Origin of the sequence: Diaminobutyricimonas sp. LJ205, from assembly GCF_009755725.1 — a bacterium.
Classification (GTDB): domain Bacteria; phylum Actinomycetota; class Actinomycetes; order Actinomycetales; family Microbacteriaceae; genus Ruicaihuangia.
Genome location: NZ_CP046619.1, coordinates 2,638,902 through 2,663,035 on the forward strand (window position 1 = coordinate 2,638,902; position 24,134 = coordinate 2,663,035).

General features: G+C 65.0%; 27 protein-coding genes and 1 pseudogene. 1 reads left to right on the forward strand and 27 read right to left on the reverse strand.

Going from position 1 to position 24,134, the window contains the following annotated elements:
* Positions 1-2: 2 nt before the first annotated feature.
* The 8 genes from rpsC to rpsJ are packed head-to-tail and all read right to left on the reverse strand — an operon-like array spanning position 3 to position 4,226.
* Positions 3-758 (reverse strand): 30S ribosomal protein S3, encoded by a 756-nt coding sequence (gene rpsC / locus GO591_RS12920; protein WP_157157196.1) that lies wholly within the window; start codon positions 756-758, stop codon positions 3-5.
* Positions 758-1,123 (reverse strand): 50S ribosomal protein L22, encoded by a 366-nt coding sequence (rplV, locus tag GO591_RS12925; protein ID WP_157157197.1) that lies wholly within the window; start codon positions 1,121-1,123, stop codon positions 758-760. The genes rpsC and rplV overlap by 1 nt, the downstream gene beginning before the upstream one ends.
* Positions 1,124-1,148: 25 nt before the next feature.
* Entirely contained in the window at positions 1,149-1,430 is a 282-nt protein-coding gene (gene rpsS / locus GO591_RS12930) for a 30S ribosomal protein S19 (protein WP_157157198.1), read from the reverse strand.
* Positions 1,431-1,442: 12 nt separating this feature from the next.
* Positions 1,443-2,282 carry a 50S ribosomal protein L2 gene (rplB, locus tag GO591_RS12935; RefSeq protein ID WP_157157199.1) on the reverse strand — a complete coding sequence of 280 codons (840 nt, stop codon included), beginning with the start codon at positions 2,280-2,282 and terminating at the stop codon, positions 1,443-1,445.
* 18 nt (positions 2,283-2,300) lie between these two features.
* Entirely contained in the window at positions 2,301-2,603 is a 303-nt protein-coding gene (gene rplW / locus GO591_RS12940; protein ID WP_157157200.1) for a 50S ribosomal protein L23, read from the reverse strand.
* A complete protein-coding gene (gene rplD, locus GO591_RS12945; protein ID WP_157157201.1) occupies positions 2,603-3,253 on the reverse strand; it encodes a 50S ribosomal protein L4 in 651 nt (216 codons plus the stop codon). The genes rplW and rplD overlap by 1 nt, the downstream gene beginning before the upstream one ends.
* A gap of 5 nt (positions 3,254-3,258) precedes the next feature.
* Positions 3,259-3,909, reverse strand: coding sequence for a 50S ribosomal protein L3 (rplC, locus tag GO591_RS12950; RefSeq protein ID WP_157157202.1), 651 nt, complete (start codon positions 3,907-3,909; stop codon positions 3,259-3,261).
* 8 nt (positions 3,910-3,917) lie between these two features.
* On the reverse strand, positions 3,918-4,226 hold the full coding sequence (gene rpsJ / locus GO591_RS12955; RefSeq protein ID WP_027479364.1) for a 30S ribosomal protein S10: 309 nt from the start codon (positions 4,224-4,226) through the stop codon (positions 3,918-3,920).
* A gap of 748 nt (positions 4,227-4,974) precedes the next feature.
* On the opposite strand from rpsJ, the gene GO591_RS12960 reads away from it, so the two are divergent.
* Positions 4,975-5,934, forward strand: coding sequence for a type IV toxin-antitoxin system AbiEi family antitoxin domain-containing protein (locus tag GO591_RS12960; protein ID WP_157157203.1), 960 nt, complete (start codon positions 4,975-4,977; stop codon positions 5,932-5,934).
* 348 nt (positions 5,935-6,282) lie between these two features.
* Here GO591_RS12960 and GO591_RS12965 read toward each other — a convergent pair whose 3' ends face one another.
* From GO591_RS12965 to GO591_RS16090, 19 genes and pseudogenes are all read right to left on the reverse strand, one after another.
* The gene (locus tag GO591_RS12965; protein WP_157157204.1) at positions 6,283-7,251 is read right to left on the reverse strand and encodes a DNA topoisomerase IB; all 969 of its coding nucleotides are present in this window, start codon (positions 7,249-7,251) and stop codon (positions 6,283-6,285) included.
* Positions 7,252-7,461 carry an Rv0909 family putative TA system antitoxin gene (locus GO591_RS12970; protein ID WP_157157205.1) on the reverse strand — a complete coding sequence of 70 codons (210 nt, stop codon included), beginning with the start codon at positions 7,459-7,461 and terminating at the stop codon, positions 7,252-7,254. It lies immediately after the preceding gene.
* A gap of 57 nt (positions 7,462-7,518) precedes the next feature.
* Positions 7,519-7,983 carry a hypothetical protein gene (locus GO591_RS12975; RefSeq protein WP_157157206.1) on the reverse strand — a complete coding sequence of 155 codons (465 nt, stop codon included), beginning with the start codon at positions 7,981-7,983 and terminating at the stop codon, positions 7,519-7,521.
* Between the two features lie 171 nt (positions 7,984-8,154).
* A pseudogene (gene tuf, locus GO591_RS12980) lies at positions 8,155-9,350 on the reverse strand (elongation factor Tu).
* A 143-nt stretch (positions 9,351-9,493) separates the two neighbouring features.
* On the reverse strand, positions 9,494-11,608 hold the full coding sequence (fusA, locus tag GO591_RS12985; protein WP_157157207.1) for an elongation factor G: 2,115 nt from the start codon (positions 11,606-11,608) through the stop codon (positions 9,494-9,496).
* Between the two features lie 130 nt (positions 11,609-11,738).
* Positions 11,739-12,209: a 30S ribosomal protein S7 gene (rpsG, locus tag GO591_RS12990; protein WP_157157208.1), complete on the reverse strand. Its 471-nt coding sequence runs from the start codon at positions 12,207-12,209 to the stop codon at positions 11,739-11,741.
* The gene (gene rpsL, locus GO591_RS12995) at positions 12,209-12,583 is read right to left on the reverse strand and encodes a 30S ribosomal protein S12 (protein ID WP_055787040.1); all 375 of its coding nucleotides are present in this window, start codon (positions 12,581-12,583) and stop codon (positions 12,209-12,211) included. The genes rpsG and rpsL overlap by 1 nt, the downstream gene beginning before the upstream one ends.
* 262 nt (positions 12,584-12,845) lie before the next feature.
* Positions 12,846-13,286, reverse strand: coding sequence for a DUF6121 family protein (locus GO591_RS13000; RefSeq protein ID WP_157157209.1), 441 nt, complete (start codon positions 13,284-13,286; stop codon positions 12,846-12,848).
* Positions 13,258-14,403 carry a rhomboid family protein gene (locus GO591_RS13005; RefSeq protein WP_157157210.1) on the reverse strand — a complete coding sequence of 382 codons (1,146 nt, stop codon included), beginning with the start codon at positions 14,401-14,403 and terminating at the stop codon, positions 13,258-13,260. Before GO591_RS13005 ends, GO591_RS13000 begins: the two co-directional genes overlap by 29 nt.
* Before the next feature lie 76 nt (positions 14,404-14,479).
* On the reverse strand, positions 14,480-15,193 hold the full coding sequence (locus tag GO591_RS13010; protein ID WP_157157211.1) for a type IV pilus inner membrane component PilO: 714 nt from the start codon (positions 15,191-15,193) through the stop codon (positions 14,480-14,482).
* Position 15,194: 1 nt separating this feature from the next.
* On the reverse strand, positions 15,195-15,857 hold the full coding sequence (locus tag GO591_RS13015; protein WP_157157212.1) for a hypothetical protein: 663 nt from the start codon (positions 15,855-15,857) through the stop codon (positions 15,195-15,197).
* A complete protein-coding gene (gene pilM / locus GO591_RS13020; protein WP_157157213.1) occupies positions 15,854-16,888 on the reverse strand; it encodes a type IV pilus assembly protein PilM in 1,035 nt (344 codons plus the stop codon). The genes GO591_RS13015 and pilM overlap by 4 nt, the downstream gene beginning before the upstream one ends.
* A gap of 9 nt (positions 16,889-16,897) precedes the next feature.
* The gene (locus GO591_RS13025) at positions 16,898-17,725 is read right to left on the reverse strand and encodes a prepilin peptidase (RefSeq protein ID WP_370455284.1); all 828 of its coding nucleotides are present in this window, start codon (positions 17,723-17,725) and stop codon (positions 16,898-16,900) included.
* Entirely contained in the window at positions 17,718-19,079 is a 1,362-nt protein-coding gene (locus GO591_RS13030; RefSeq protein WP_157157214.1) for a hypothetical protein, read from the reverse strand. The genes GO591_RS13025 and GO591_RS13030 overlap by 8 nt, the downstream gene beginning before the upstream one ends.
* 59 nt (positions 19,080-19,138) lie before the next feature.
* The gene (locus tag GO591_RS13035; protein WP_157157215.1) at positions 19,139-19,753 is read right to left on the reverse strand and encodes a PulJ/GspJ family protein; all 615 of its coding nucleotides are present in this window, start codon (positions 19,751-19,753) and stop codon (positions 19,139-19,141) included.
* Positions 19,750-20,169 (reverse strand): PilV family protein, encoded by a 420-nt coding sequence (locus GO591_RS13040; RefSeq protein WP_157157216.1) that lies wholly within the window; start codon positions 20,167-20,169, stop codon positions 19,750-19,752. The genes GO591_RS13035 and GO591_RS13040 overlap by 4 nt, the downstream gene beginning before the upstream one ends.
* Positions 20,170-20,264: 95 nt before the next feature.
* Positions 20,265-20,681, reverse strand: coding sequence for a type IV pilin protein (locus tag GO591_RS13045; RefSeq protein ID WP_157157217.1), 417 nt, complete (start codon positions 20,679-20,681; stop codon positions 20,265-20,267).
* A gap of 157 nt (positions 20,682-20,838) precedes the next feature.
* Positions 20,839-22,068, reverse strand: a complete 1,230-nt coding sequence (locus GO591_RS13050) for a type II secretion system F family protein (RefSeq protein ID WP_198295474.1) — start codon at positions 22,066-22,068, stop codon at positions 20,839-20,841.
* On the reverse strand, positions 22,069-24,129 hold the full coding sequence (locus tag GO591_RS16090; RefSeq protein WP_304506150.1) for a type IV pilus twitching motility protein PilT: 2,061 nt from the start codon (positions 24,127-24,129) through the stop codon (positions 22,069-22,071).
* Positions 24,130-24,134: the final 5 nt, after the last annotated feature.

The following is a 24,134-nucleotide window of genomic DNA, read 5'->3' on the forward strand; positions in this document are numbered from 1 at the left end:
GGTTACGCCTCAACTCCTGCGGTGGCGGGCTGCTCGGCGCGCGGGGCGCGGCGGCGGTCGCCGTCACGGCGCTCCGGGCGGGACGACTTCTGGGTCGCCTGCTCGCGAGCGAGTTCCTTGTTGGTGATGTCACCCTTGTAGATCCACACCTTGACGCCGATGCGGCCGAAGGTGGTGCGGGCCTCGTAGAAGCCGTAGTCGATGTTCGCGCGCAGCGTGTGCAGCGGAACGCGACCCTCACGGTAGAACTCGGAGCGGCTCATTTCAGCACCACCGAGACGACCGGACACCTGGATGCGGACACCCTTGGCGCCGGCGCGCTGGGCGCCCTGCAGGCCCTTGCGCATCGCGCGGCGGAAAGCCACGCGAGCGGAGAGCTGCTCGGCGATACCCTGCGCGACCAGCTGAGCCTCGGCCTCGGGGTTCTTGACCTCGAGGATGTTCAGCTGGATCTGCTTGCCGCTGAGCTTCTCGAGGTCGGCGCGGATGCGCTCGGCCTCGGCGCCGCGGCGGCCGATGACGATGCCGGGGCGAGCCGTGTGGATGTCCACGCGGACGCGGTCACGGGTGCGCTCGATCTCGATCTTGGCAACACCAGCACGGTCCAGCTGAGTCTTCAGCAGGGTGCGGATCTTGACATCCTCGTTCACGTAGTCGCTGTAGCGCTGACCACGCTTCGTGCTGTCGGAGAACCACCGCGACACGTGGTCGGTGGTGATGCCCAGACGGAAGCCATACGGGTTTACTTTCTGACCCATTACTTCGTACCCTCCTCAGGAGTGGCGAGCACAACAGTGATGTGGCTGGTGCGCTTTTTGATTTGGAAGGCGCGTCCCTGAGCGCGAGGCTGGAATCGCTTGAGGGTGGTGCCCTCATCGACGAAAGCCTTCGACACGTACAGGTCCTGCTCGTCCAGGTAAGTGTTCGACGCATCCGCCTTGACTCGCGCGTTGGCGATAGCGGAAGCAACGAGCTTGTACACCGGCTCGCTCGCACCCTGCGGGGCGAACTTCAGGATGGCCAGTGCTTCAGTGGCCTGCTTGCCGCGGATCATGTTGACGACACGACGAGCCTTCATAGGGGTCACGCGGATGTGACGCACGCGTGCGATCGACTCCACCATTTCTCTACCTCCTTGCGTCACCGCGTTAGCGGCGACGACCCTTCTTGTCGTCCTTCACGTGTCCACGGAAGGTGCGGGTGGGCGCGAACTCGCCGAGCTTGTGGCCCACCATGGTCTCGGTGACGAACACCGGGATGTGCTTGCGACCGTCGTGCACCGCGATGGTGTGACCCAGCATGGCGGGGACGATCATCGAGCGGCGCGACCAGGTCTTGATTACGTTCTTGCTGTTGGCCTCGTTCGCCGTGACAACCTTGCGGAGCAGGTGGTCATCGACGAAGGGGCCCTTCTTAAGACTGCGTGGCATCTTCTACAACTCCTACTTACGCTTCTTGCCGACGGTGCGACGACGCACGATGAGTTTGTCGCTCTCGAGGTTGGGCTTGCGAGTGCGGCCTTCCTTCTGGCCCCACGGGCTGACCGGGTGGCGACCACCGGAGGTCTTGCCCTCACCACCACCGTGCGGGTGGTCGACCGGGTTCATGGCGACACCACGCACGGTCGGGCGGACGCCCTTCCAGCGCATACGGCCGGCCTTGCCCCAGTTGATGTTCGACTGCTCGGCGTTGCCGACCTCGCCGATCGTCGCGCGGCAGCGCGCGTCAACGTTGCGGATCTCGCCGGAGGGCATACGCAGCTGGGCGTAGGGGCCATCCTTGGCAACGAGACGAACGGATGCGCCGGCCGAACGGGCGATCTTCGCGCCGCCACCGGGCTTCAGCTCGATCGCGTGGATCACGGTACCGACCGGGATGTTCTTCAGCGGCAGGTTGTTGCCGGGCTTGATGTCCGCGGCGGCACCCGACTCGATGATGTCGCCCTGGTTCAGCTTGTTCGGGGCCAGGATGTAACGCTTGGTCCCGTCCACGAAGTGCAGCAGCGCGATGCGTGCGGTGCGGTTGGGGTCGTACTCGATGTGAGCAACCTTGGCGTTCACGCCGTCCTTGTCATTGCGACGGAAGTCGATGACGCGGTACTGGCGCTTGTGGCCACCACCGATGTGACGGGTCGTGATGCGTCCCTGGTTGTTGCGGCCACCGGACTTCGGCAGCGGCTTCAGCAGCGACTTCTCGGGCGTCGACCGGGTGATCTCAGCGAAGTCGGCGACCGACGAACCGCGACGACCGGGGGTCGTGGGCTTGTACTTGCGAATAGCCATGTCTTCTTCCTTCGGTCCTTATCCGACAGCCGTAAAGATGTCGATCGAACCGGACTTGAGCGTCACGATGGCGCGCTTGGTGTCCTTGCGCTTGCCGGTGCCGAAGCGGGTGCGACGAGTCTTGCCGTTACGGTTCAGGGTGTTCACCGACGCGACCTTGACGTTGAAGATCTTCTCGATAGCGAGCTTGATCTCGGTCTTGTTCGCGCGGGGGTCGACGACGAAGGTGTACTTGCCTTCATCGATGAGGCCGTAGCTCTTCTCGCTCACGACCGGCGAGACGATGATGTCGCGCGGGTCCTTGTTCAGGGCGGCGGTCATTATGCGCTGACCTCTTCCTTCTTGGTCTTCGCCGAGACGAACGCCTCGAAGGCGGCCTTGGTGAAGACGATGTCGTCGCTCACGAGCACGTCGTAGGCGTTCAGCTGGTCTGCGGGCAGAACGTGAACGGTCGGGATGTTGCGAACGCTCTTCAGCGCCACATCGTCACCGCGCTCGAGCACGATCAGCACGTGCTTGGAGCTGGCGATGCCCGAAAGCAGTTCGATGACCGTCTTGGTCGAGGGTGCGTCATCCGCGACGAAGGAGTCCACCACGTGCAGACGGCCGCCACGAGCGCGGTCGGACAGTGCACCGAGGAGGGCAGCAGCGATCATCTTCTTGGGGGTGCGCTGCGCGTAGTCACGCGGCACCGGCCCGTGCACGATTCCACCACCGGTCATCTGAGGGGCGCGGATCGAGCCCTGACGAGCGCGACCGGTTCCCTTCTGCTTGAACGGCTTGCGGCCCGCACCGGAAACCTCACCACGACCCTTGGTCTTGTGAGTGCCCTGGCGCGCCGCAGCGAGCTGAGCGGTCACAACCTGGTGGATGAGCGGAACGTTGGTCGCGACGTCGAAGAGCTCGGCGGGCAGCTCAACAGAGCCGGCCTTCTTGCCCTTGGCGTCGATGACGTCGATCGAGGTAGCCATCAGAACTACGCTCCCTTCACGGCGTTGCGGACGAATACGAGGCGGCCGCGGGAACCGGGAACGGCACCCTTGACCAGCAGCAGGCCCTTCTCGGCGTCAACCGAGTGCACCTTGAGGTTCAGCACGGTGACGCGCTCGCCACCCATGCGACCGGCCATGCGCATGCCCTTGAAGACACGGCTGGGGGTCGACGAGGCGCCGATGGAGCCCGGCTTGCGGTGGTTGCGGTGCGCACCGTGGGAGGCGCTGACACCCTTGAAGTTGTGACGCTTCATGACACCGGCGAAGCCCTTGCCCTTGCTGGTGCCGACGACGTCGACCAGCTGGCCGGCCTCGAAGATGTCGACAGTCAGCTCCTGGCCGAGGGTGTACTCAGCGGCATCCGCGGTACGAACCTCGGTGAGGTGACGGCGCGGCGTGACGCCGGCCTTGTCGAAGTGGCCGGCAGCAGGCTTGTTCACCTTGCGCGGGTCGATCTGGCCGGCAGCGATCTGAACGGCGCTGTAGCCGTCGACATCCGCGGACCGGAGCTGGGTGACGACGTTCGGGTTGATCTGAACGACGGTCACGGGAACGAGCTTGTTGTTCTCGTCCCACACCTGGGTCATACCGAGCTTCGTACCCAGCAGGCCCTTTGTTGTCTTTGTCGTAGACATGGGTCTCCTTAGAGCTTGATCTCGATATTGACGTCGGCGGGCAGGTCGAGACGCATGAGCGAGTCGACGGCCTTCGGCGTCGGGTCAATGATGTCGATCAGCCGCTTGTGGGTGCGCTTCTCGAAGTGCTCACGGCTGTCCTTGTACTTGTGAGGCGAACGGATCACAACGACCACGTTCTTCTCAGTCGGAAGGGGCACCGGACCCACCACGGTCGCACCCGCACGGGTCACCGTGTCGACGATCTTGCGCGCCGAGGTGTCGATGACCTCGTGGTCATACGACTTAAGTCGGATGCGGATCTTCTGTCCCGCCATGTCTGACTCTCTCTCCTGTCAAGGCGTCATACATCCCGAAGGCTGCATTGGACGCCGTAGTAGCACTACTGCTGTCGCACCACTGTTTTTCTGTCAACAACTAACCGCTCCCCGCCACTCGCGGGAGCCTGTGCTGGGCACAGACGTATCCCCGGTCGTAAACGAAGGTTTGATTTAAGTCTTGTTCTGCTACCCGCGGCCTAGGATCGTGTCGCTCGATGGCGATTCCCTATGCACTGCCTGGCAGTGATTCGCGCAAAACGCGCAAAATATTGAACTAGACGAGTTTGCCACACCCCGGGCATTGCTGCAACCCGGGCGTGTCGCGCGGGACGATGCCCGGGCGTGTCGCGGTGGGTTTCGGAGGGGTCCGCGGGGCGCGGGCGGGGCGCATTTGGGGCGTTTGTGCCCGTTTGGTACGTCTGTGCCCGCTCGCACATGCACGGTCGTACCTAGCGGGCACACACGCCCGCGGGCGGGGCGGGCCGGTGCCTGGTGACGGCGCGCTGACGAGGAGGAGCACGCGGGCGGCGCCGCCCGGGTGGCTGCTCAGCCTGGCTCCTGTGCCCGCCCGGTACATCTGTGCCCGCTCGAGCGTGCCCAGTCGTACCCAACGGGCACACACGGTCGCGGCACGGCGTCACCGCGCTGCCGTAGCTGCTCCTCAACGAGGGGCATGACCGCCACTTGCCCACAGATCGCGAAGAACGGATGCCGCCGGCTCTGCCTCCCGCGGACGATCGACTACATGGCTTCCGGACGGTTCCCCGAGCTCCGCTTCGTGCACGCACTCACGGGCATCGACGAGACCCGCCACCAGCTTGCGCGAGCCGCAAGGCGCGGCCTCCAGCACCGGGTGGCACGCGGCGTCTATACCGATACCGCGCGGTGGACCGCTTTCAGCCCCAGGCAGCAGTACCTCGCACGCGTGCTCGCTATCGCCGACACGCGCCACAATCGGCCAGTCATCTCGCACTGGTCCGCCGCTGCGCTGCATGGACTTCCGGCGCTGGGCGGTTGGCCAGCAACGGTGCACATCACAACGGCCCCGACATCCACTGCCCGATCGCGCGGCGGCGTGGTCAAGCATGCACTCGCGCTCGGCGACGCCGACGTGGTCGAGATCGACGGCATGCTCGTCACCAGCCTGGAACGCACGATCGTGGACATCGCGGTGGCGGCCACGTTCATGACGGCAGTGGTCATGGCCGATCATGCGCTGCTCGTTGATCGCTTCGCGCGCACGCCTCCGTTGACGACGAAGGCCGAGCTAATCGCAGCGTGGGACAGCCGCCTTCCGTTCAAGGGCCACCGGCGCGCGGAATTGGTTCTCGAGTTCGCAGAGACGAAGTCGCACACCCCAATCGAGTCGGTCAGCCGGGTCAACATGTTCGTCATCGGATGCCCCAGACCCGAGTTGCAGGTACCGCACTACGATCACGACGGTTTCGTCGGCGATCCGGACTTCACCTGGAAGGCCTACCGGATGCTCGGCGAAGCAGACGGCGACCGCAAGTACCTGGATGAGGCGTATCGCAGTGGGCGGACCGTCGAGGAAGTGCTGCGCGATGAGAAGATCCGCGAGGACCGGCTGCGGGCGCTCGGCAACGGCATGTCGCGTTGGCGGTGGAAGGTCGCGCGCGACCCTGGCCTGCTCAGGCGACACCTGCTGGCGGCGGGCCTCCCAATGGGCATCCCCTGGCGATAGGGCGGGTACCACTCGGCGCTCCCAGGCACCGCGGTGTGCGTGTGTGCTCGTCTGGTACGACTGGGCCTGCTCGAGCAGGCACAGATGCATCGAGGGGGCACAAACGCCGGCTGAGCCCCAGCCCGGTCGGCACCGCCCCCGCACCCGTCTCCGCGTCAGCGCGTCCGCAACCGGCATCCCCGCCCCGTCCCGCGAGTGTTCGTGCCTGCTCGGTACGTTCGTGCCCGCTCGAGCGGGCTCGGATATACCTAGCGGGCACAGACGCGGCAGGCGGGCAGGGAAAGGCTCGCGGGCTCGGCTGGCGGGCGGGGAGGACCAGCTGTCGACCAGCGCGCGGGGACGACCGCGCTACTCGTAGAGCAGCGCTCGCAGCTCGGACTCCGCCGAGTCGAGGCGGCGGGGGTCGATCGTCTCGCCGGTCAGGTAGTGGTCGACCAGGCGCGGGTCGACGTAGCTCTTGCGGGCGATCGCCGGGGTGTTGCCGAGTTCGTCGGCGGCATCCCGCATCGCCTGCGCGATCACCATCGCGCGCGCCCGGTGGGTCGGCATCGGTCCCTGCTTCGCGAGCGACTTCGCCGCGGCGACCGTGCCGTGCAGCGTGCGGAAGTCCTTCGCGGTGAAGTCGCCGCCGGTGCGTTCCCGCACGTAGTCGTTGATCTCGGCGGGGACGAGCGGATGCCACGCGTCCGCGTTGCGGTAGGCCAGCAGCCGTGCGCGCGGTCCACGCCGCTTCAGCCCCTGCACGACCGAGGCGAGGTCGGCGTCGGTGATCTCCGAGGACCACTCCTGGCCACTCTTACCGGGAAACTCCAGCGCGACCGTGTCGCCGCTGACGCGCGCGTGCGCGCCCAGCAGCGTGCACAGTCCGATGCTGCCGTGCGCGGCGGCGTACTGCTCCGAGCCGATGCGCAGACGGCCGGTGTCGAGCATCCGAAACGCTGTTGCCAGGGCACGCTCCCGGTCAGGCTGGTTCCGGCGCAGGTCGATCGTGACCAGCCGGCGCGCGGTGGGCAGCGACTCGGCGAGGGCGAGCGCGCGGTCGTACTTGCTGCGGTCCTGCTTCTCGCGCCAGCCGGGGTGGTACAGGTACTGGCGTCGGCCGGCGGTATCAACCCCGGTGGCTTGGATGTGACCGTTCGGCCACGGGCAGATCCAGACGTTCGTCCACGCCGGCGGGATGGCCAGCGACTCGAATCGTGCCCGCAGCTCCGGGTCGGTGACGGTCTCGCCGTCCGCGTCGCGATAAGAGAACCCGCGCCCGGAGCGGACGCGGGTGAATCCCGTTCCCGACGCATCGCTGCGCCGCAGCCGCGGCAACTACTCGTCACCCACTCGCTTGTCGACGTTCTCGCGGGCGTCGTCGACCTGTTTCTCGAACTTGCCGCCGGTCACCTTGTTCACGGCATCGGCCACGCCACCGAGGATCTTGTCGCTGACATCCTCGGCCTGCTCGCTCTTCAGTGCGTCCTTGACCTTGTCGTCGTTCAGAAACTCCTGCGCCTTCTTGGTGACGTCGTCGATACCCATCGTGCAATCCCTTCGTCGGCAGTGGTGTGCCGCCACCCTAGAACCGGGTCGCCGGGCTCACAAGGGCAGCTCGTGGCCTGCTGCGCGAGCGGGAGCATCCGGGACCAGCCGCCGCGCGATCGCGAGATGCGTGATCAGCACGGCCATCACCGCCGACAGGAAGAACTCGGCACTGGCTACCCCGACGAGGAAGACCCCGAGCTCCGCCCACGGCCCGCCGCCCGCGCTGAGGGCGGCGGCGAGGGCGACATTCGCAATCGCGATCACCAGTGCCGTCAGCAGGTGGGTCAGGATGGCTCGGCCGACGCGTCTCGCCGGGATCAGACGATTCGCGATATACAGCGCCACCACCCAGACCAGAAACGCGATCCCGACGAGGACGACGAATACCTGTATCGACGTAACGATCAGCGGGGTGTTGTCCGAAGAGAGGGCAGCGGCCAGGAGCATCGAGAGCAACACCGACAACACGAAGGTGATCCCTGCGGCGATAGCCGTGAGCCTGATGGGCGCGTGTCTCATGCGGCGACAGTAGAGCACGGACGCAGGCTCTGTCGATGCGCGGGAGCAGCCCTGCCCCGTCTTTCCCGAGCGATCCCGCGCGCAGAAACGACGAAGGGGCCGAGCCTTTCGGCTCGACCCCTTGTCTGATGGTTTCGAGACGGCCGGAACGGCCTCCTCAACCAGCGGGTGTTACTTGATGATCTTCGTGACCGTACCGGCACCCACGGTGCGTCCACCCTCACGGATGGCGAAGCCGAGGCCCTCTTCCATGGCGATGGGCTGGATCAGCTCAACGGTCATGTCAGTGGTGTCGCCGGGCATGACCATCTCGGTGCCCTCGGGCAGCGTGATGACGCCGGTGACGTCGGTGGTGCGGAAGTAGAACTGCGGACGGTAGTTCGCGTAGAACGGGTTGTGACGGCCACCCTCATCCTTGGACAGGATGTATGGGCAGTGCCCTCGAAGTTGGTGTGAGGGGTCACGGAGCCCGGCTTGACGACAACCTGGCCGCGCTCAACGTCTTCGCGCTTGGTGCCGCGGAGCAGGAGGCCACAGTTCTCGCCAGCCCACGCCTCGTCGAGCTGCTTGTGGAACATCTCGATACCGGTGACCGTGGTCTTCTGCGTCGGGCGGATGCCGACGATCTCGACCTCGGAGTTGATCGCGAGGGTTCCACGCTCGGCGCGGCCGGTGACGACGGTTCCACGACCGGTGATCGTGAAGACATCCTCGATCGGCATGAGGAACGGCTTGTCGCGGTCGCGAACCGGGTCGGGGATGTTCTCGTCCGCGGCCTCCATGAGGTCGAGGATGGACTGGGTCCACTTCTCGTCACCCTCGAGTGCCTTAAGGCCCGAAACGCGAACGACAGGTGCGTTCTCGCCGTCGAAGCCCTGGCTCGAGAGCAGCTCGCGAACCTCGAGCTCAACGAGCTCCAGGATCTCCTCGTCGTCGACCATGTCGGACTTGTTCAGCGCGACCATGAGGTACGGAACGCCGACCTGCTTGGCGAGCAGAACGTGCTCACGGGTCTGAGCCATCGGGCCGTCGGTGGCGGCGACCACGAGGATCGCGCCGTCCATCTGGGCAGCACCGGTGATCATGTTCTTGATGTAGTCGGCGTGACCGGGGGCGTCGACGTGCGCGTAGTGGCGCTTCGGCGTCTCGTACTCGATGTGCGAGATGTTGATGGTGATACCACGCTGCCGCTCCTCAGGAGCGGAGTCGATAGTCGCGAAGTCGCGCTGCACGTTGGTGGCCGACGGGAACTTGTCAGCAAGCACCTTCGAGATCGCGGCAGACAGCGTGGTCTTTCCGTGGTCGACGTGACCGATCGTTCCGATGTTTACGTGCGGCTTGGTCCGCTCGAACTTGGCCTTAGCCACTGTGGGTCCTCCTCAGGACTCGTGAGCAGGCATCCGACTGGAATGCCGGATGCTCTACCGATTTGTGTGTACTTACTTTAGTTGTTCGCTGGTGGGATTGGAGACGCCGCCGAAACGGCGCCTCCCCCGTCTGCTGAGAAGGGCTATTCGCCCTTGCTCTTCTGGATGATCTCGTCGGCAACCGCCTTGGGGACCTCCGCGTAGGACTCGAAGGTCATCGAGTACACGGCGCGGCCGGAGGTCTTCGACCTCAGGTCACCCACGTATCCGAACATCTCCGACAGCGGCACGTTGGCGCGAACGACCTTGACGCCGGTGGCATCCTCCATGGACTGGATCTGACCGCGGCGCGAGTTCAGGTCGCCGATAACGTCACCCATGTATTCCTCAGGGGTGCGCACCTCGACGGCCATGAGCGGCTCGAGCAGAACCGGGTTCGCCTTCCTCGCGGCCTCCTTGTAGGCCATCGAGCCGGCGATCTTGAACGCCATCTCCGAAGAGTCGACGTCGTGGTATGCGCCATCCAGCAGGACGGCCTTCACACCGACGGTGGGGAAGCCAGCGAGGACACCGACGTTCATGGCGTCCTGGATACCGGCGTCGACCGACGGGATGTACTCACGAGGCACGCGACCACCGGTGACGGCGTTCTCGAACTCGTAGGTCTTGTCGGCGGTCACCTCGAGCGGCTCAAGCGAGATCTGCACCTTGGCGAACTGACCGGATCCACCGGTCTGCTTCTTGTGGGTGTAGTCGTGCTTGTCCACCTTGCGACGCAGGGTCTCGCGGTAGGCGACCTGCGGCTTACCGACGTTGGCCTCAACCTTAAACTCGCGCTTCATGCGGTCAACGAGGATGTCCAGGTGAAGCTCACCCATACCCTTGATGACCGTCTGCCCGGTCTCGTGGTTCTGCTCGACGCGGAACGTCGGGTCTTCCTCGGCGAGCTTCTGGATCGCGGTGCCGAGCTTCTCCTGGTCGGCCTTGGTCTTGGGCTCGATGGCGACCTCGATCACCGGCTCGGGGAAGGTCATCGACTCGAGAACGACCTGGTTGTTCGGGTCGCACAGGGTGTCACCGGTGGTGGTGTCCTTCAGGCCGATGACCGCGTAGATGTGGCCAGCGGTGACGCCGTCAACCGGGTTCTCCTTGTTGGCGTACATCTGGAAGATCTTGCCGATGCGCTCCTTCTTCTGCTTGGTGGAGTTCGCAACAGCGGCACCACTCTCAAGCTTTCCGGAGTACACGCGCACGTAGGTCAGACGACCGAAGAACGGGTGCACGGCAACCTTGAACGCCAGAGCCGCGAAGGGCTCGTCGGCGGAAGGCTTGCGCAGGATGATCTTCTCTTCGTCGCGCGGGTCGCGCGCCTCGGTGGCGGGCACGTCGAGCGGGCTGGGGAGGTAGTCCACAACCGCGTCGAGCATGGGCTGAACACCGCGGTTCTTGAACGCCGAGCCACAGAGGACCGGGTAGATCTCGCTGTTCACGGTGAGCTTGCGGATCGCGCCCTTGATCTCGGCCACGGTCAGCTCTTCGCCACCGAAGTACTTCTCCATGAGCGCGTCGTCGGTCTCGGCGACGACCTCGAGCAGCGCGGTGCGGTACTCGTTGGCCTTGTCGACGAGGTCGGCCGGGATGGGCTCGATCTCGTACGAGGCGCCCAGGGTGACGTCACCCTTGGAGTCGCCACGCCAGGTGAGTGCGCGCATCTCGACGAGGTCGACGACACCCTCGAATTCGGACTCCATACCGATCGGCAGCTGCAGCACCAGCGGCTTGGCGCCGAGGCGCTTCACGATGGTGTCGACGGTGAAGTAGAAGTCAGCACCGAGCTTGTCCATCTTGTTGACGAAGCAGATGCGCGGGACGTCGTACTTGTCAGCCTGACGCCAGACGGTCTCGGACTGGGGCTCGACGCCCTCCTTGCCGTCGAAGACGGCAACGGCACCATCGAGCACGCGGAGCGAACGCTCCACCTCGACGGTGAAGTCGACGTGACCGGGGGTGTCGATGATGTTGATCTGGTTGTTGTTCCAGAAACAGGTCACAGCAGCAGACGTGATGGTGATGCCACGCTCCTGCTCCTGCTCCATCCAGTCGGTGGTCGCCGCGCCGTCGTGGGTCTCGCCCAGCTTGCGGTTGACGCCCGTGTAGAACAGGATGCGCTCGGTCGTGGTGGTCTTGCCGGCATCGATGTGCGCCATGATGCCGATGTTGCGGACCTTGTTCAGGTCGGTGAGCACTTCCTGTGCCACAGGTTTCCTCCGTTAGTGGGGTTCGAGCGGTTTCGCGCGGATGCGGTCTACCGGTTAGGGATCCGGCCTCGGGCCTGTCTACCCCCGACAGCTGAACAGTCGGTGACGGATAGGCCCGAGGCGGATGCCGCTACCAGCGGTAGTGCGCGAAGGCCTTGTTCGACTCAGCCATCTTGTGGGTGTCTTCGCGACGCTTGACAGCGGCGCCGAGACCGTTGGACGCGTCGAGGATCTCGTTCATGAGACGCTCGGTCATCGTCTTCTCGCGGCGAGCCTTCGCGTAGCTGGTGAGCCAGCGCAGCGCGAGGGTGTTGGCGCGGTGAGGCTTGACCTCGACCGGCACCTGGTAGGTCGAGCCACCGACGCGGCGGCTGCGGACCTCAAGGGTGGGGCGAACGTTGTCGAGCGCCTTCTTCAGGGTGACGACGGCGTCCTGGCCGTTCTTCGAGGCAACGCCGGCGAGGGCACCGTAGACGATGCGCTCGGCGATGGCCTTCTTGCCGTCAAGCAGGATCTTGTTGACGAGCTGGCTGACGATGGGCGCACCGTAAACCGGGTCGGCGACGACGGGGCGCTTAGGAGCTGGTCCCTTGCGAGGCATTACTTCTTCTCCATCTTCGCGCCGTAGCGGCTGCGAGCCTGCTTGCGGTTCTTGACGGCCTGGGTGTCCAGCGCGCCACGAACGATCTTGTAGCGAACACCGGGCAGGTCCTTCACACGACCACCGCGGACGAGCACCATCGAGTGCTCCTGCAGGTTGTGGCCCTCGCCGGGGATGTAGGCGGTGACCTCGGTGCCGTTGGAGAGCTTGACACGGGCGACCTTCCGCAGAGCCGAGTTCGGCTTCTTCGGGGTGGTCGTGTACACGCGCGTGCACACGCCGCGCTGCTGTGGGTTGGCCTTAAGGGCGGGCGCCTTGGTCTTGGTGACCTTGGGCGAGCGACCCTTGCGGACCAACTGCTGAATAGTTGGCACTACTTTGCTCCTCATAATTGCTGCACGGTGACAGCGGGCGATTGAAATCAGACCTGCCTACGTCAGCGAGTGCTGACGACATGTGTGGCAGGTATGCCGTGGGAGTCTCCGTTTGCTTGCGCGAAACGCGAAACCCTGTTCAGGTGTGTGACGTGGTCACGGCCTCTCGAAAGCTCAAAACTTTCAAGGGACATGCGTCATTGCACACACCCGAAAAATAGTAGCTCCTCGTGCCTGTGCTGTCCAATGGCGCCCGGACCGATCAGTCGCCGGGATCCTCGCGTGGATCACGCCATGGCGGACGCTTCGGATGCTCGTATCGCCAGACTGCGACCACGGTGACCCCCGACAACAGCGCGGCCGTGATGAGAAACGGTCCGGCGGCGACCTCGGCGACCACGATGCTTGCGCCGATGAACACCACCACGACCATCGCCAGGTACGTGGTTGCGATCGCGACGGCCGCCCGACCGACCGGCGAGCGCATTGTCTTCAGCGCGCGGAGGTTGAAGAAGGTGACCACTGCGGCGGTGAACACCATGACCGGACCGATGAGGGTTCCGGCATCCGGATTCTCAATCGGGCTGCGATCGAGGAAATAACTGATCAGGCCCCACGCGCTGATCACGCACGCGATGTACGTGACCGTCGCGAGGAGAGCCAGGAAGATCGAGCTAGGGCGCGGTGGAGTAGGAGCGCTCATACTCAGATCGGACGCGGGCCTGCTCGCGGTCGAATTCCTCACGTGCCTCGGCGTTGCGCGCCTTCACCTGGCGACCGCGGGCGCTGATCGCGGCGCCGATCCAGATCGGCACCTCACGGGCGATGATGAACGCTGCGATCGCGAACGGGCTGTACCAAAGCTGGTCGGTGAAGCCGGTGACTTCCTCGAGGGTGAAGTTCCAGGCCTCGATGCCGAGCAGGGCTCCGCCGATGAATGCCAGGTAGGTCAGCACCGCGACGATGAAGCCACCGAGCACGTGCGCCCACCAGCCTGCGCGGTTGACGATCAGCACGAGCAGGATGTACGCGACCGTGAAGACGATGACCGGGACCCAGAACGTCGGGTCCGCGATGAAGCTTGCGTACAGGGTGAAGAACTCGTTCCCGCGGATGTTCATCGCAATGATGAGACCGGCCACCGCGGCGTACAGCACGAGGAAGACCACCGCGGAGGCGACCGCGAGGAGGGTGCCGACACCGCGGTTGCTCCGGTTCTTCGGCGGGATCGGCTCGCTGATGTAGACGATCTGGGGTCGGTCGCTGGCTGAGCGCTCTTCCTCGCCGTGGGTCGAGCCCTCTTCGCTGGTCGAGCCTGCCGAGACCCCGGTCGCCGGCGCGGTCGCCACCCCGGCGGATGCCGCGGCAGCAGTTGCGCCCCCGACCGGCTCCTCGCCGATCGAGCCCTCCCCGCTGGTCGAGCCCTCCCCGCTGGTCGAGCTCGCCGAGACCCCTACCGGCTCCCGCAACCCCGCCACGTCGTCGGCGTGCACCGACTCCAGGTCGGGCAGAACCGGAGCGGAATACTCCGCACGCTCAGCGGCCGGAGGCTCCACGAGCTCTGGCGTCTTCCGCGGACCTTCGTTCTGAATCGGGTCAATCGGCCGCTCCGGCTCCGGCGCGACCGGCGGCGTCGGCTCGGGCCCGGTCGGCGGAGTCGGCTCCGGCTCGATCGGGGGTGTCGGCTCGGGCTCGATCGGCACGGTCGGCTCGGGCTCGGTCGGCACCGTCGGCTCGGGTTCAGGATCGATCACCTCGTCGCGATCGAATTCGGGCTCATCGCGTGTGGCGTTCGGATCGCCGGGGGTCACGTGGCTCATGAGTGCTCCTGACCGGCCGTGAGGCCTTTTGGGGGGAGTAAGTCACTCTAACAATCCACCCCGAAGGGTTCCTCGGCTACTGCTGCGCCTGGGCCTCCTCCCCAGCAGTTGCAGTCGCCGCAGTAGCGGCGGGTGCCTGGTCCCGAAGCACATAGATGAATCCGTTGAACGTCGAGACTCCCACAGCCTCTTCCGTTGGCGCAGTCATCGTCAGGTCAGTAATCAGCACGAGCCGCTCCCCGAACTGCAGGCTCTTGATGAAGCTGGCAGCATTAGCCGGATCCCCGTTGACCGAAATGCTCACGGGGATGCTCACGAACTGGGAGCCCGCAATCGTGACCGGCGCCGGCGTCGTGGACGGTGCTGCGGCCGCGGCGGCCGTGCCATCGGCGGGCGCTCCGTCAGCGGGGGTTTCCCCGGCTGGCGGAGCGGCAACGGGAACTGACACCACATCTGCCGGAGTCGAAGCGGTGAACGATGTGATGACCACGCCACTCCCGTTGGCGAGTTCGTTCAACTGGCCTAGCAGAGTAGCGATGGCCGGATCGTCGGGCATCGCCTTGCGCACTTCGGCAAGCTCCGCCTGCAGCACAGGGAGGTCGTCGTTCAGCCGCTTGAGCTCACCGACCAGTGCCTCGTGTACCAGGTTGGCGTTCGCGACAGAGGTTCGCTCCTGGTCGGCCGCACTCGCCTCGGCGAGCTTTGGCGCAATGCCCACGAACCAGCCGAGTGCGACAAGCGCGACCATCACCATGACGGATCCGACGATCCACAGCCGTGACCTGCTCATCTCAGTCCTCCTGCCCTGCCTGGAAGCGCAGGAGATACGCCTCATCGCTGAGGTTGATTTTCACTGCGGCAACGTAACCCTGGTCAGCGTCACCGGTGACCGTGACGGGGGGCGCCACTCCGGCGAACCCCGTGATTGATACGAGGTTGTTCAGCCAGGATTCGACGTCAGGGACGGTCGGGCTGGCCGCGGTGAGAGTGAGCGTCGCTACCCAGTCCTCCTGCAACGGCATCTCCACGACCGGGACTGCTTCGCCCGGCGCCAGCGCGTCAAAGACGACACTGGTCAACGTCAGGCCAGCCGGCAGCGTCGCGTTGATCTCGTCGAGGGAGGCCTTCCAGTCGATCTCTGTGGTCGTGCCCAGCATCATGGCAATCTTTGCGCCGTCGACCTGGCGAGCGGCATCCCGCGCTTCGGCATACTTCTGCTGTTCGAGAAGAAGCGCAGTCGTGCGTTCCTGCTCGGCCAGCAGATCTGCCTGGCTCGACATTGCGCGGACGAAAGCCAGTCCTACTCCGGCTGCGACCACCAATGCGACGACGATCACTGCGGCCACAAGCAGCCGGGCTACGCCCCTGAACTTTCTCGCCTCACGGATAGACGGCGGAAGCAAGTCGGCCTTCGGAGCTCCGCCGATCACGAGGTCTGGTTTCGTCGTGCTCACGCCGCACCTCCGATGGCTAGCCCGAGCGCGACTGTCATCGCGCCCTTCTGATTCTTGGCATCCGCGGTTACGCCCTTGCCGAGAGCTACCCGCGATAGCGGATCACCGAACTCGACCGGGACGCGCACGGCCTCCTGCAGCAAGGCGGCGAAGCCCGGCAGGTATGCGCCACCACCGTTCAGCACGACCCGCTGTATCTCGCCATTCGTACGGGTATTGGCGAAGAAGTGCAGGGTGTTTCGCAAGCTGGTCAGCAACTCGACGCTCACCTCGTAGATGACCTGAGCGATGGCCTGCTGCTCAGGATCCTGCGGAGCTAGGCCAACTGACCGCTTCACCCTCTCGGCCGCGTCAAACTCGAGGCTGAGCCGCGAAGCGATGGCCCGAGTAAGGTCGTCTCCACCGGACGGAATGATGCGAACGAATTGGGGCACGCCATTCGTGGCGAGCACCACATTCGTGGCCGCCGCCCCGATGTCGATGAACGCATTCGTTCCTTCGGTTGCGTGATTCAGTGCCCGCAGCAGGGCGAAGGGGATGAGGTCGACGTCGACTGGGGAGAGACCCGCCTGTCGCACCGCACTGACATTCGCCTCGACCGCAGCCTTCACTGCGGCGATCAGGAGTCCAGTCACCGCCGGCCCGTTCTCACCTTCCACTGCTGCGATCGGGTAGAAATCCAGCAGCGCGTCTTCGACAGGCACGGGGATGAGATCCTGCACCTGAAACGGCAAGGCCTCGCGGATCCGCTTGATCGGCGCATGCGCAACTGTCAGGTCACGGGCGACGACCTTTTGGTTGCCAATCCCGATCACGACGTCGCGAGTCTTAAACCGGCCCTCCGACCAGAGCTGCCTGAGCGCAGTCGCGACGGTATTCTGCTCGATGACCTCGCCGCTGCGGACAGCCCCCTCGGGCAGCGCGATTTCATGGAATCGCACCACAGTCGGACGCGCCTTCGTCGGATTGTGGACCTCTACCGCGCGCAGGGCTGTGTCGCCGATGTCGACCCCCACGATTCGTTGCACCATATTTCCCCCTTATTCCCCCAGGCCAAACAGCCGCAGATACGCGGCCGCAAGCCAGTCGCCTGCGAACACCCCTACCCATGCGCCCGCGATCATCCACGGACCGTACGGAATAGCCGTTTTACGATTCGCCCGATGAACCAGCATCAGTATCGCTCCGAACAGTCCGCCGAGCACGAAGGCGGCGAACGCGCCAACGGCGAGTGGGCCCCAGCCGAGCCATCCCAGGTACATTCCGAGCACACCGGCAAGCTTCACATCACCCAGTCCCATCCCTCCGGGATAGGCGAGCACGATCAGTAGGTAAGCGCCGAAAAGTGCGGCCGCCCCGATCGCGGCTGTGACCAGGCGCCCCGGCTCCCCGATCAAAAGCGCGGCGGGAATCAGCAGTGCGGCAGCAACCGCATACGCGGGCAGCACGATGCGATTCGGCAGCGTGTGGGTCTCGAGATCGATCATCGTAAGTGCCACGCTGATTGCGGCCAGGTACAGGAAGGCGGCGAGCGCGGAACCCAGACCGACGATGGATGAAGCATTCGCAGCTGGGAACGCTGTCGTGACCCACCATGCCACTAATGCGAATGCGATCGCGGTGCCGAGCTCGACGAGCGGATAGCGCGCAGAGATGCGTGCGCCGCAGTCACGGCACCGGCCGCGGAGGAGCAGCCAGGACAGCACAGGAACGTTATCGCGGGGGCGGATACCCGCACCGCATTCGCCGCAGGCGCTCGGTGGCGAAACCACGGACCGGCCGAGCGGCACTCGGTGCACGACGACGTTGAGGAATGAACCGATCAGCAGACCGATTCCGCCGACAACTGCTGGCACCACATCAACCACCGACCGGAGCGTCGCGGTAGCTCAGTCGTGCACCCAAGGAAATGCCGGTTTGCACCGGTGTTGTAGCACCGCCGGTGAGGTCGACTCCCGCAATGCCGACCGGCACGAAGGTCAGCGAGGCCTGCTGAGCGAACTCGACCTCACCGCCGTACAGCTGCCCGCGGAATCCGTCGCGGTCGCTGAAGATCTGGCAGGGCGTGTACACGATCGCGGCAATCTTTGTGCCGAAGTTGGCCTCATTGGTCAGACGGATCTCACCGTTGAGCGAACCGGGAGGCGCGCAGGTCGGCCCATCCCCCACCACGTCGTCAGGAACCAGGAAGGTGAGCTTGCGGTCGGTTGTCGCCGAGAAATAGAGCTTGTCAAACGTGAACTGATGCGAGATGAAGATGATGTCGGTGTTGATCGCGACCGTGTCCATATTGTTGTTCGTCGAGACCATGGTGGCCGGGCAGGCGCTGCGGAAATCGATGACCGTCGGGGTCGTGTAGTCCTTGATATTCGCCCAGGCAGCGACGTGCTTTGAAATGGCGCACGGCCCGGTCCAGTTCACTACGTTGTAACCGTGCGAAGCCCAGTACGCGGCGGTGCCGGGCACGTCGACCCAGTCAGGGATCGAGGGGGGTGGCACTGTTCCGCCCGAGAGGATGGGGGGAGTGCCGCCCACTGTGCTCTGGGTGACGAGCGCTGTTCCTGTCGCGCGAACGACCCCGCCGATGGCGCTCTTGTGGACGACCGCGTTCCCGTTCACGTACACCGAGCCGGCGACGTCGCACATGTCGAGGTCGGCGTTGCCGTTGCCGAGCAGCAGGTCACCGCCGATCGACGCACCGTTGGTGCACTTGACGTCGCCGTTCTTGATTGAAACAGAGGTTGCCACGCTGTTGTCTGCTGAGTCGAGTTCGAACTTCTTCAGGACACCCTGGATCTCGTGGGCGTAGACGGCGGACCCGGCAACCGGCACCTGCGTGATGATCGGCTCGATCTTGTAGACCGCTTCGATCGTCACCTGGTCGCCGCCGGAGACTCCCGCGACACCTTCGGCAGCGGCGGAGCCGGTCGACAGCACGCGCGCCAGTGTCGCCATCGCGGTCGGGCATCCGTCTATCCAGCCGCCGCCCTCGTCATAGGCGATCGTGGCATTCCAGGTCGGGTCAGCTGAGGCGAGCGTGGCGACACAGCCGTTCGTGGTCTTGAGGGCCGCAGTTGCGACGTCGATTCCGGCTTCGGCGGCAGCCCGAGCCTGCACCGACGCACGAGAGGAACTCGTGATCCCGACCGCCTGCGTGGTCATGGTGGTGACGGTCACTGTGATGATTGCCAGCGCTGCCATCACACCGATGACGGCGACCATGGCACCTCCGCGTTCGCGGTCGCCGAAGTGGCGTTGGAACCGGGATGAAGGGTTTCGATCTAGAAGCATGTCGGGGACACTCCCGTCAAAGATGGTTGCCGGCTGACCGCGGTGGTCTCAATCAGCGCGGTGACGCCGCGGCCGGTCGCGACGTCGAGGGTGAGGTCCACTCCCGTGGATCCATTGGCTTGAAAGACAGGAATCGGACCCGATCCACCATCGTGCGCGCTGGCGTCGGTGGCCAGTTTTGTCCAGGTGTTGAATCCGCCGACGGCGGTGGTCAGCCAGGATGCGACGGCCGCGTCGGACACGGGCGCGCCGGTCGCGCCGCTGTAGCGGACCATCCGCATGTCACCGGAATTGAGTGCCCACGCCTCACAGTGAGCAGCGGGCGGGGTTGCACGAGCGTCGTCCACAACTTGGACCAGGAGGATCGCGGGATCACCCGACACCACCCGCACCGCGGACGCGTCGCGAACTGCGGCGGACATTGCTTGAGCGATGAGCTGACCGGTGTTGGTCGACTCAGCGGAGTCGCTGATGGTGCGCTGCGTGAGGATGGAGTTGATCAGCAGACCACCTGCAAGCATCAGCACGACGGCTGACAGAAGCATGTAGACGAGCAGTTCGATCAGGGTGAAGCCGCCTTCTTGGCGACTCGAGTTGCGAGTCATGGCTGCTCCACGAGCACACTCGTTGTCGCCTCGGCGAGAACCTCGCCACTCGCAACTGCCTTGACCTCAGCAGTCACATCGACGACGCCTGGGTAGGTGGCAGGACAAGCTGACACAGTCAGCGACGGTCCGTACTCGACCCCGCGGTTGTCGGTGACGATGGCGCCCGGCCCGCCAAGAACTGCGACGGCCGTGCAGGCAAGGGGCTTCGGGAGCGCACGAATCTGTTCGAGTTGCCCACTAACGATCTGGGTCGCCGTTCCCAGTGACGCGGTGCGATGCGATGTTTGCATCGAGGCTACGAGCAGAGGTAGTGCGGATACCGCGAGCAGCCCCAGGAGCAGAATCGAGACAACAATCTCGATGAGGCCGATGCCTTCGTCGTTACGGCGCGTTTGGTTGGTGGGATCGGTCATGGTCTGCTCCCTTCGGGTGGGTGCTTCGCATCAGCCCGGACTGGTCCGACAGCTGTCGGGGAGGCACGCATGCCTCCCCGACAACGTTCAGGTGCTTACGGGCAGGTCCCGAGCGCTACAGCCGTGGACTCAGTGATCTTGTACGTGCGAGCGGCATCCGCGCCCGTCACCTTTGTCGACATGCAGAACGTCGTCTTCGACGCGCCAGCTCCGATCGCGATGGCGTCGACATCAGGGCTCTTGATGTAGCCGAAAGTGCCGAGGGCCGCGACGTCGGGCACGGCGTTGTTGGCCGTAACGGCGGAGACGTATGCAACCTTGGCAACGCCCAGGTCCGACTTCGCTGCAGCTTCACGCGCCTGTTCCTGCTGACCGAGGAAGATCGGCACTGCGATCGCGGTAAGGATGCCGATGATGAGAACAACAACGAGGAGCTCGATCAGGGTGAAGCCCTTCTCGTCCTCGTTGAGACGTGCGCGCTTGGCCTCAAGCGCCCGGGTGATTGCAGTCATTTTTTCTTTCCATTCCTGTTCAGTGAATTGCGTGGACAGGTGGCCCCCAATTGAATAGCCCCCCGTGTTGAATCATGGCAGAAAGCTCAACCTCAATACACTGTCTGATCAGTACTTTTTGCCATTTCTGCACCCCCAGTGTGGGGGCAATATCGCGCTACTTGACGAGTTCGAACATGCTGAACATCGGCAGGTAGAGCGACACGATCATGCCGCCCACGATGACACCGATGAAGGCGATCATGAGCGGCTCGATAAGCGAAGTGAGCTGCTCGGTCGTGGCCTTGACCTCGGCGTCGTAGAAATCCGAGACCTTGCGGAGCATCGTCTCCAGCGACCCGGAGTCCTCACCGACCGCGACCATCTGGGCGACCATCGGTGGGATGACCGGCTCCTCGGCCAGCGGGCCGGCGAGCGGACGGCCCTGCCGCACGGCCTCCTGTACCTTCGCGGCCATTTGCTCGATCACCCAGTTGCCCGAGGTTCCGCCGACGACGCTCAAAGCGGTGAGGATGGGCACGCCCGAAGCCATCATCGTCGAGAAGTTGCGCGTGAACCTGGCGATCGCGATCTTCTTGAAGAGAAGGCCGAAAACTGGCAGGCGCAGCTTGAATGGATCGACGACGCGGCGAACCCGGTCGGTGTTCTTGTTGCGCGCCCACCAGACAGCGAAGATGACGGCAACGATCACGAAGAGCGGACCGGCCCAGATCAACTGCTCCGAGAGCCATACCAGGACGAGCGTCGGGACTGGCAGGGTGCCACCCAGCCCCGCGAACATGTTCTTGAAGATCGGCACGATGAAGAGCAACATCGCGATCACCGCGAGGATTGCCATGACCAGCACGACGACCGGGTAGGACAGCGCGGACTTGATTGTCGCCCGCAGCTCGACCTCTTTCTCGTAGTTCTCGGCGATCGATTCGAGCGAGGTCTCGAGGAACCCGCCGGTCTCACCCGCGCGCACCATGTTGATCATCAGCGGCGGGAACTCGCGGTCATGGCGGGCCATCGCCTCCGACAGTGAACTGCCGGCCTCAACATCAGCCTGCACTCGCGTAAGAACGTCAGCGAGCTTCGGATTCTCGCTCTGCGCCGCGAGAATCGACAGGGTGCGCAGCAGCGAGAGTCCCGCACCCACCATGGTCGCCATCTGCCTGCTCATCACCGCGAGGTCTTTCAGCCCGACCTTTTTCTCGAACATGCCGCCCAAGCTGATGTCGCGGTTGAGGCCGGTCCCCGAGCCCTCTCGGATCTCGGTCGGCGCGATGCCCATCATGCGCAGGCGCGCGGCGACCGCGGTTTCGGACGGAGCGTCTACCGTTCCCTTCACCGTCTTGCCGGACGAATTCCGGCCGCGATAGGTGAAGGTGACTGCGGGGGCCAATTACTTGACTCCTGCCGAGAACGAGTCGCCGAAGTCGATGGCGCCGGGCAGTCCGCCGCCAGTCGGCGACTCCTGCCGGTGAATCAGGCGCTTGAGCGTCTCGGGGTCCTGGCACTTCTCGTATGCGGCAGCCGGCGTGATCTGGCCGCTGTTGACGAGGTCTGCCAGGTGCTGGTCGAGCGTGTGCATTCCGAGTTCACGTCCGGCCTGCATCGACGAGGTGATCTGGTAGGTCTTGCCCTCGCGGATCAGGTTGTTAATCGCGGGAGTAGCGACGAGCACCTCCGTGGCAACGACACGGCCGCGGCCTCCGCTCTTCTTGAGCAGGGTCTGCGTGACGACACCCTGCAGGGTCGACGCAAGCTGCGCGCGCACCTGCTCCTGCTGATGCGGCGGGAAGACGTCGATGATGCGGTCGATCGACTGCGCCGCCGACTGCGTGTGCAAGGTGGCGAAGACGAGGTGACCGGTCTCGGCTGCGGTCAGCGCCACCGAGATGGTCTCGAGGTCACGGAGCTCGCCGACCAGGATTACGTCGGGGTCCTGCCGCAGCACGTGCTTGAGCGCGGCACCGAAGCTGTGCGTGTCGTGACCGACCTCGCGCTGGTTGACCAACGACTTGTGGTTCTGGTGCAGGAACTCGATGGGGTCCTCGACCGTCATGATGTGGTCGGCACGCGAACGGTTCACCAGGTCGATCAGAGCGGCGAGCGTCGTCGACTTGCCGGAACCGGTTGGCCCGGTGACCAGCACCAGACCGCGGACCAGCTTGGCGAAGCGTTCGACGCTGTCGGGGATGCCGAGCTCGTGCAGCTGCTTGATCTCGGTCGGGATCAGACGGAAGGCGGCACCAAGCGACGCCCGCTGCTGATAAATGTTGACGCGGAAGCGCGCGTTGCTGGAGATCGTGTAGGCAAAGTCGAGCTCGAGGTGCTCCTCGAACGCCGTCTGCTGCGCCGGCGTCATGATGCTGTGCAGCGCGGTGGCAACCTTGTCGCGGCTCCACGGCTCGCTGCCCTCGATCGGCCGCAGGCCGCCGTCGACGCGGATCATCGGCGCCGCGTTCGCGCTCACGTGCAGGTCGGATGCCCCGGACAGCAGCACCTCCTGCAGCGCGGTGATCAGGTCCTGATCAGCATTTGCCCGGGACTCGCGCCACTCGTCGGCGACCTCATCGATCACCGTTGGAACGTAGGCGGGCGGCGGCGCGAGGACCGGTGCTGCGGGGATCGGCTGCACGTCGCTCTGCGCGCTGTAGCTGGGTGCGGTGTTCGTGGGCGCGGTGTTCTGAGCGGGCACTTCGGCCTCCTGACTCGACGGAACGGCTGGAATAGGGGCGGCCGCGGCGGGCGGCGCCTGGTGCTCGGGTTCGGGTCGCGTGAGGGGGGTCTCGGATGCGGGCGGGAGAACTGGCGCGGAAGCGGGAGCCACGGCGGGTTCCGGCTGGCTCAGCGACCAGGTTGTCGGGGCGGGCGCCTGGACCGGCGTCGGTTCGGGAGCCGAAGCTGCTTGAACTGGCTCGATCACGGATGCCGGCGGAACGGATTGGGCGTAGGTCGGGACCGGCGGGGCGGCGAAGGTCTCGACTGGCTCGACCGGCGGGGTGGGCTCGGGGTCGCTCATGAGCTCGTTCGTTAGCTCGGCCCACCATCCGGGAACGGAGTGACCGTCTTGGGATGCCGGAGCGGGCTCGGCCGGCTGCTCGTAGTGCGCGGGCGACGGGGTGGGGTCGGCGAGGTAGAGCGGGGTCTCGGTGGGGTGGTTTCGAGACGCGTCCGACTCCGTAGGGCGCTCCTCAACCACCGGAGTGTGGGTGGCGGACTCCGCGGTCTCGGCAGGCTCGACCCGCGAGGTGGGAGTGTGGGCGGTCTCGGCGGGCTCGACCCGCGCGGTGGGCTCGACCGACGACGTGGCCGGGTAGGGGGCCGACGGGGTGAGCGGGGCGGGTGGGAGCAGGAACTCGCGCGTCGGCGGGTTGGACTGTTCGGGCTCGCGCGGCGGCTCCGGCGCGGAGGCACGCGGAAACTCCGTAACCGGAATCTCGTAAATCGGCTTGTCCATGGTTC

What these genes read in the sequence shown, in the direction of transcription:
- rpsC (WP_157157196.1), bottom strand. Translation starts at nt 758, where the DNA reads ATGGGTCAGAAAGTAAACCCGTATGGCTTCCGTCTGGGCATCACCACC.
- rplV (WP_157157197.1), bottom strand. Translation starts at nt 1,123, where the DNA reads ATGGTGGAGTCGATCGCACGCGTGCGTCACATCCGCGTGACCCCTATG.
- rpsS (WP_157157198.1), bottom strand. Translation starts at nt 1,430, where the DNA reads ATGCCACGCAGTCTTAAGAAGGGCCCCTTCGTCGATGACCACCTGCTC.
- rplB (WP_157157199.1), bottom strand. Translation starts at nt 2,282, where the DNA reads ATGGCTATTCGCAAGTACAAGCCCACGACCCCCGGTCGTCGCGGTTCG.
- rplW (WP_157157200.1), bottom strand. Translation starts at nt 2,603, where the DNA reads ATGACCGCCGCCCTGAACAAGGACCCGCGCGACATCATCGTCTCGCCG.
- rplD (WP_157157201.1), bottom strand. Translation starts at nt 3,253, where the DNA reads ATGGCTACCTCGATCGACGTCATCGACGCCAAGGGCAAGAAGGCCGGC.
- rplC (WP_157157202.1), bottom strand. Translation starts at nt 3,909, where the DNA reads ATGTCTACGACAAAGACAACAAAGGGCCTGCTGGGTACGAAGCTCGGT.
- rpsJ (WP_027479364.1), bottom strand. Translation starts at nt 4,226, where the DNA reads ATGGCGGGACAGAAGATCCGCATCCGACTTAAGTCGTATGACCACGAG.
- GO591_RS12960 (WP_157157203.1), top strand. Translation starts at nt 4,975, where the DNA reads ATGGCTTCCGGACGGTTCCCCGAGCTCCGCTTCGTGCACGCACTCACG.
- GO591_RS12970 (WP_157157205.1), bottom strand. Translation starts at nt 7,461, where the DNA reads ATGGGTATCGACGACGTCACCAAGAAGGCGCAGGAGTTTCTGAACGAC.
- GO591_RS12975 (WP_157157206.1), bottom strand. Translation starts at nt 7,983, where the DNA reads ATGAGACACGCGCCCATCAGGCTCACGGCTATCGCCGCAGGGATCACC.
- rpsG (WP_157157208.1), bottom strand. Translation starts at nt 12,209, where the DNA reads ATGCCTCGCAAGGGACCAGCTCCTAAGCGCCCCGTCGTCGCCGACCCG.
- GO591_RS13000 (WP_157157209.1), bottom strand. Translation starts at nt 13,286, where the DNA reads ATGAGCGCTCCTACTCCACCGCGCCCTAGCTCGATCTTCCTGGCTCTC.
- GO591_RS13005 (WP_157157210.1), bottom strand. Translation starts at nt 14,403, where the DNA reads ATGAGCCACGTGACCCCCGGCGATCCGAACGCCACACGCGATGAGCCC.
- GO591_RS13010 (WP_157157211.1), bottom strand. Translation starts at nt 15,193, where the DNA reads ATGAGCAGGTCACGGCTGTGGATCGTCGGATCCGTCATGGTGATGGTC.
- pilM (WP_157157213.1), bottom strand. Translation starts at nt 16,888, where the DNA reads ATGGTGCAACGAATCGTGGGGGTCGACATCGGCGACACAGCCCTGCGC.
- GO591_RS13030 (WP_157157214.1), bottom strand. Translation starts at nt 19,079, where the DNA reads ATGGTCGCCGTCATCGGTGTGATGGCAGCGCTGGCAATCATCACAGTG.
- GO591_RS13035 (WP_157157215.1), bottom strand. Translation starts at nt 19,753, where the DNA reads ATGACTCGCAACTCGAGTCGCCAAGAAGGCGGCTTCACCCTGATCGAA.
- GO591_RS13040 (WP_157157216.1), bottom strand. Translation starts at nt 20,169, where the DNA reads ATGACCGATCCCACCAACCAAACGCGCCGTAACGACGAAGGCATCGGC.
- GO591_RS13045 (WP_157157217.1), bottom strand. Translation starts at nt 20,681, where the DNA reads ATGACTGCAATCACCCGGGCGCTTGAGGCCAAGCGCGCACGTCTCAAC.
- GO591_RS16090 (WP_304506150.1), bottom strand. Translation starts at nt 24,129, where the DNA reads ATGGACAAGCCGATTTACGAGATTCCGGTTACGGAGTTTCCGCGTGCC.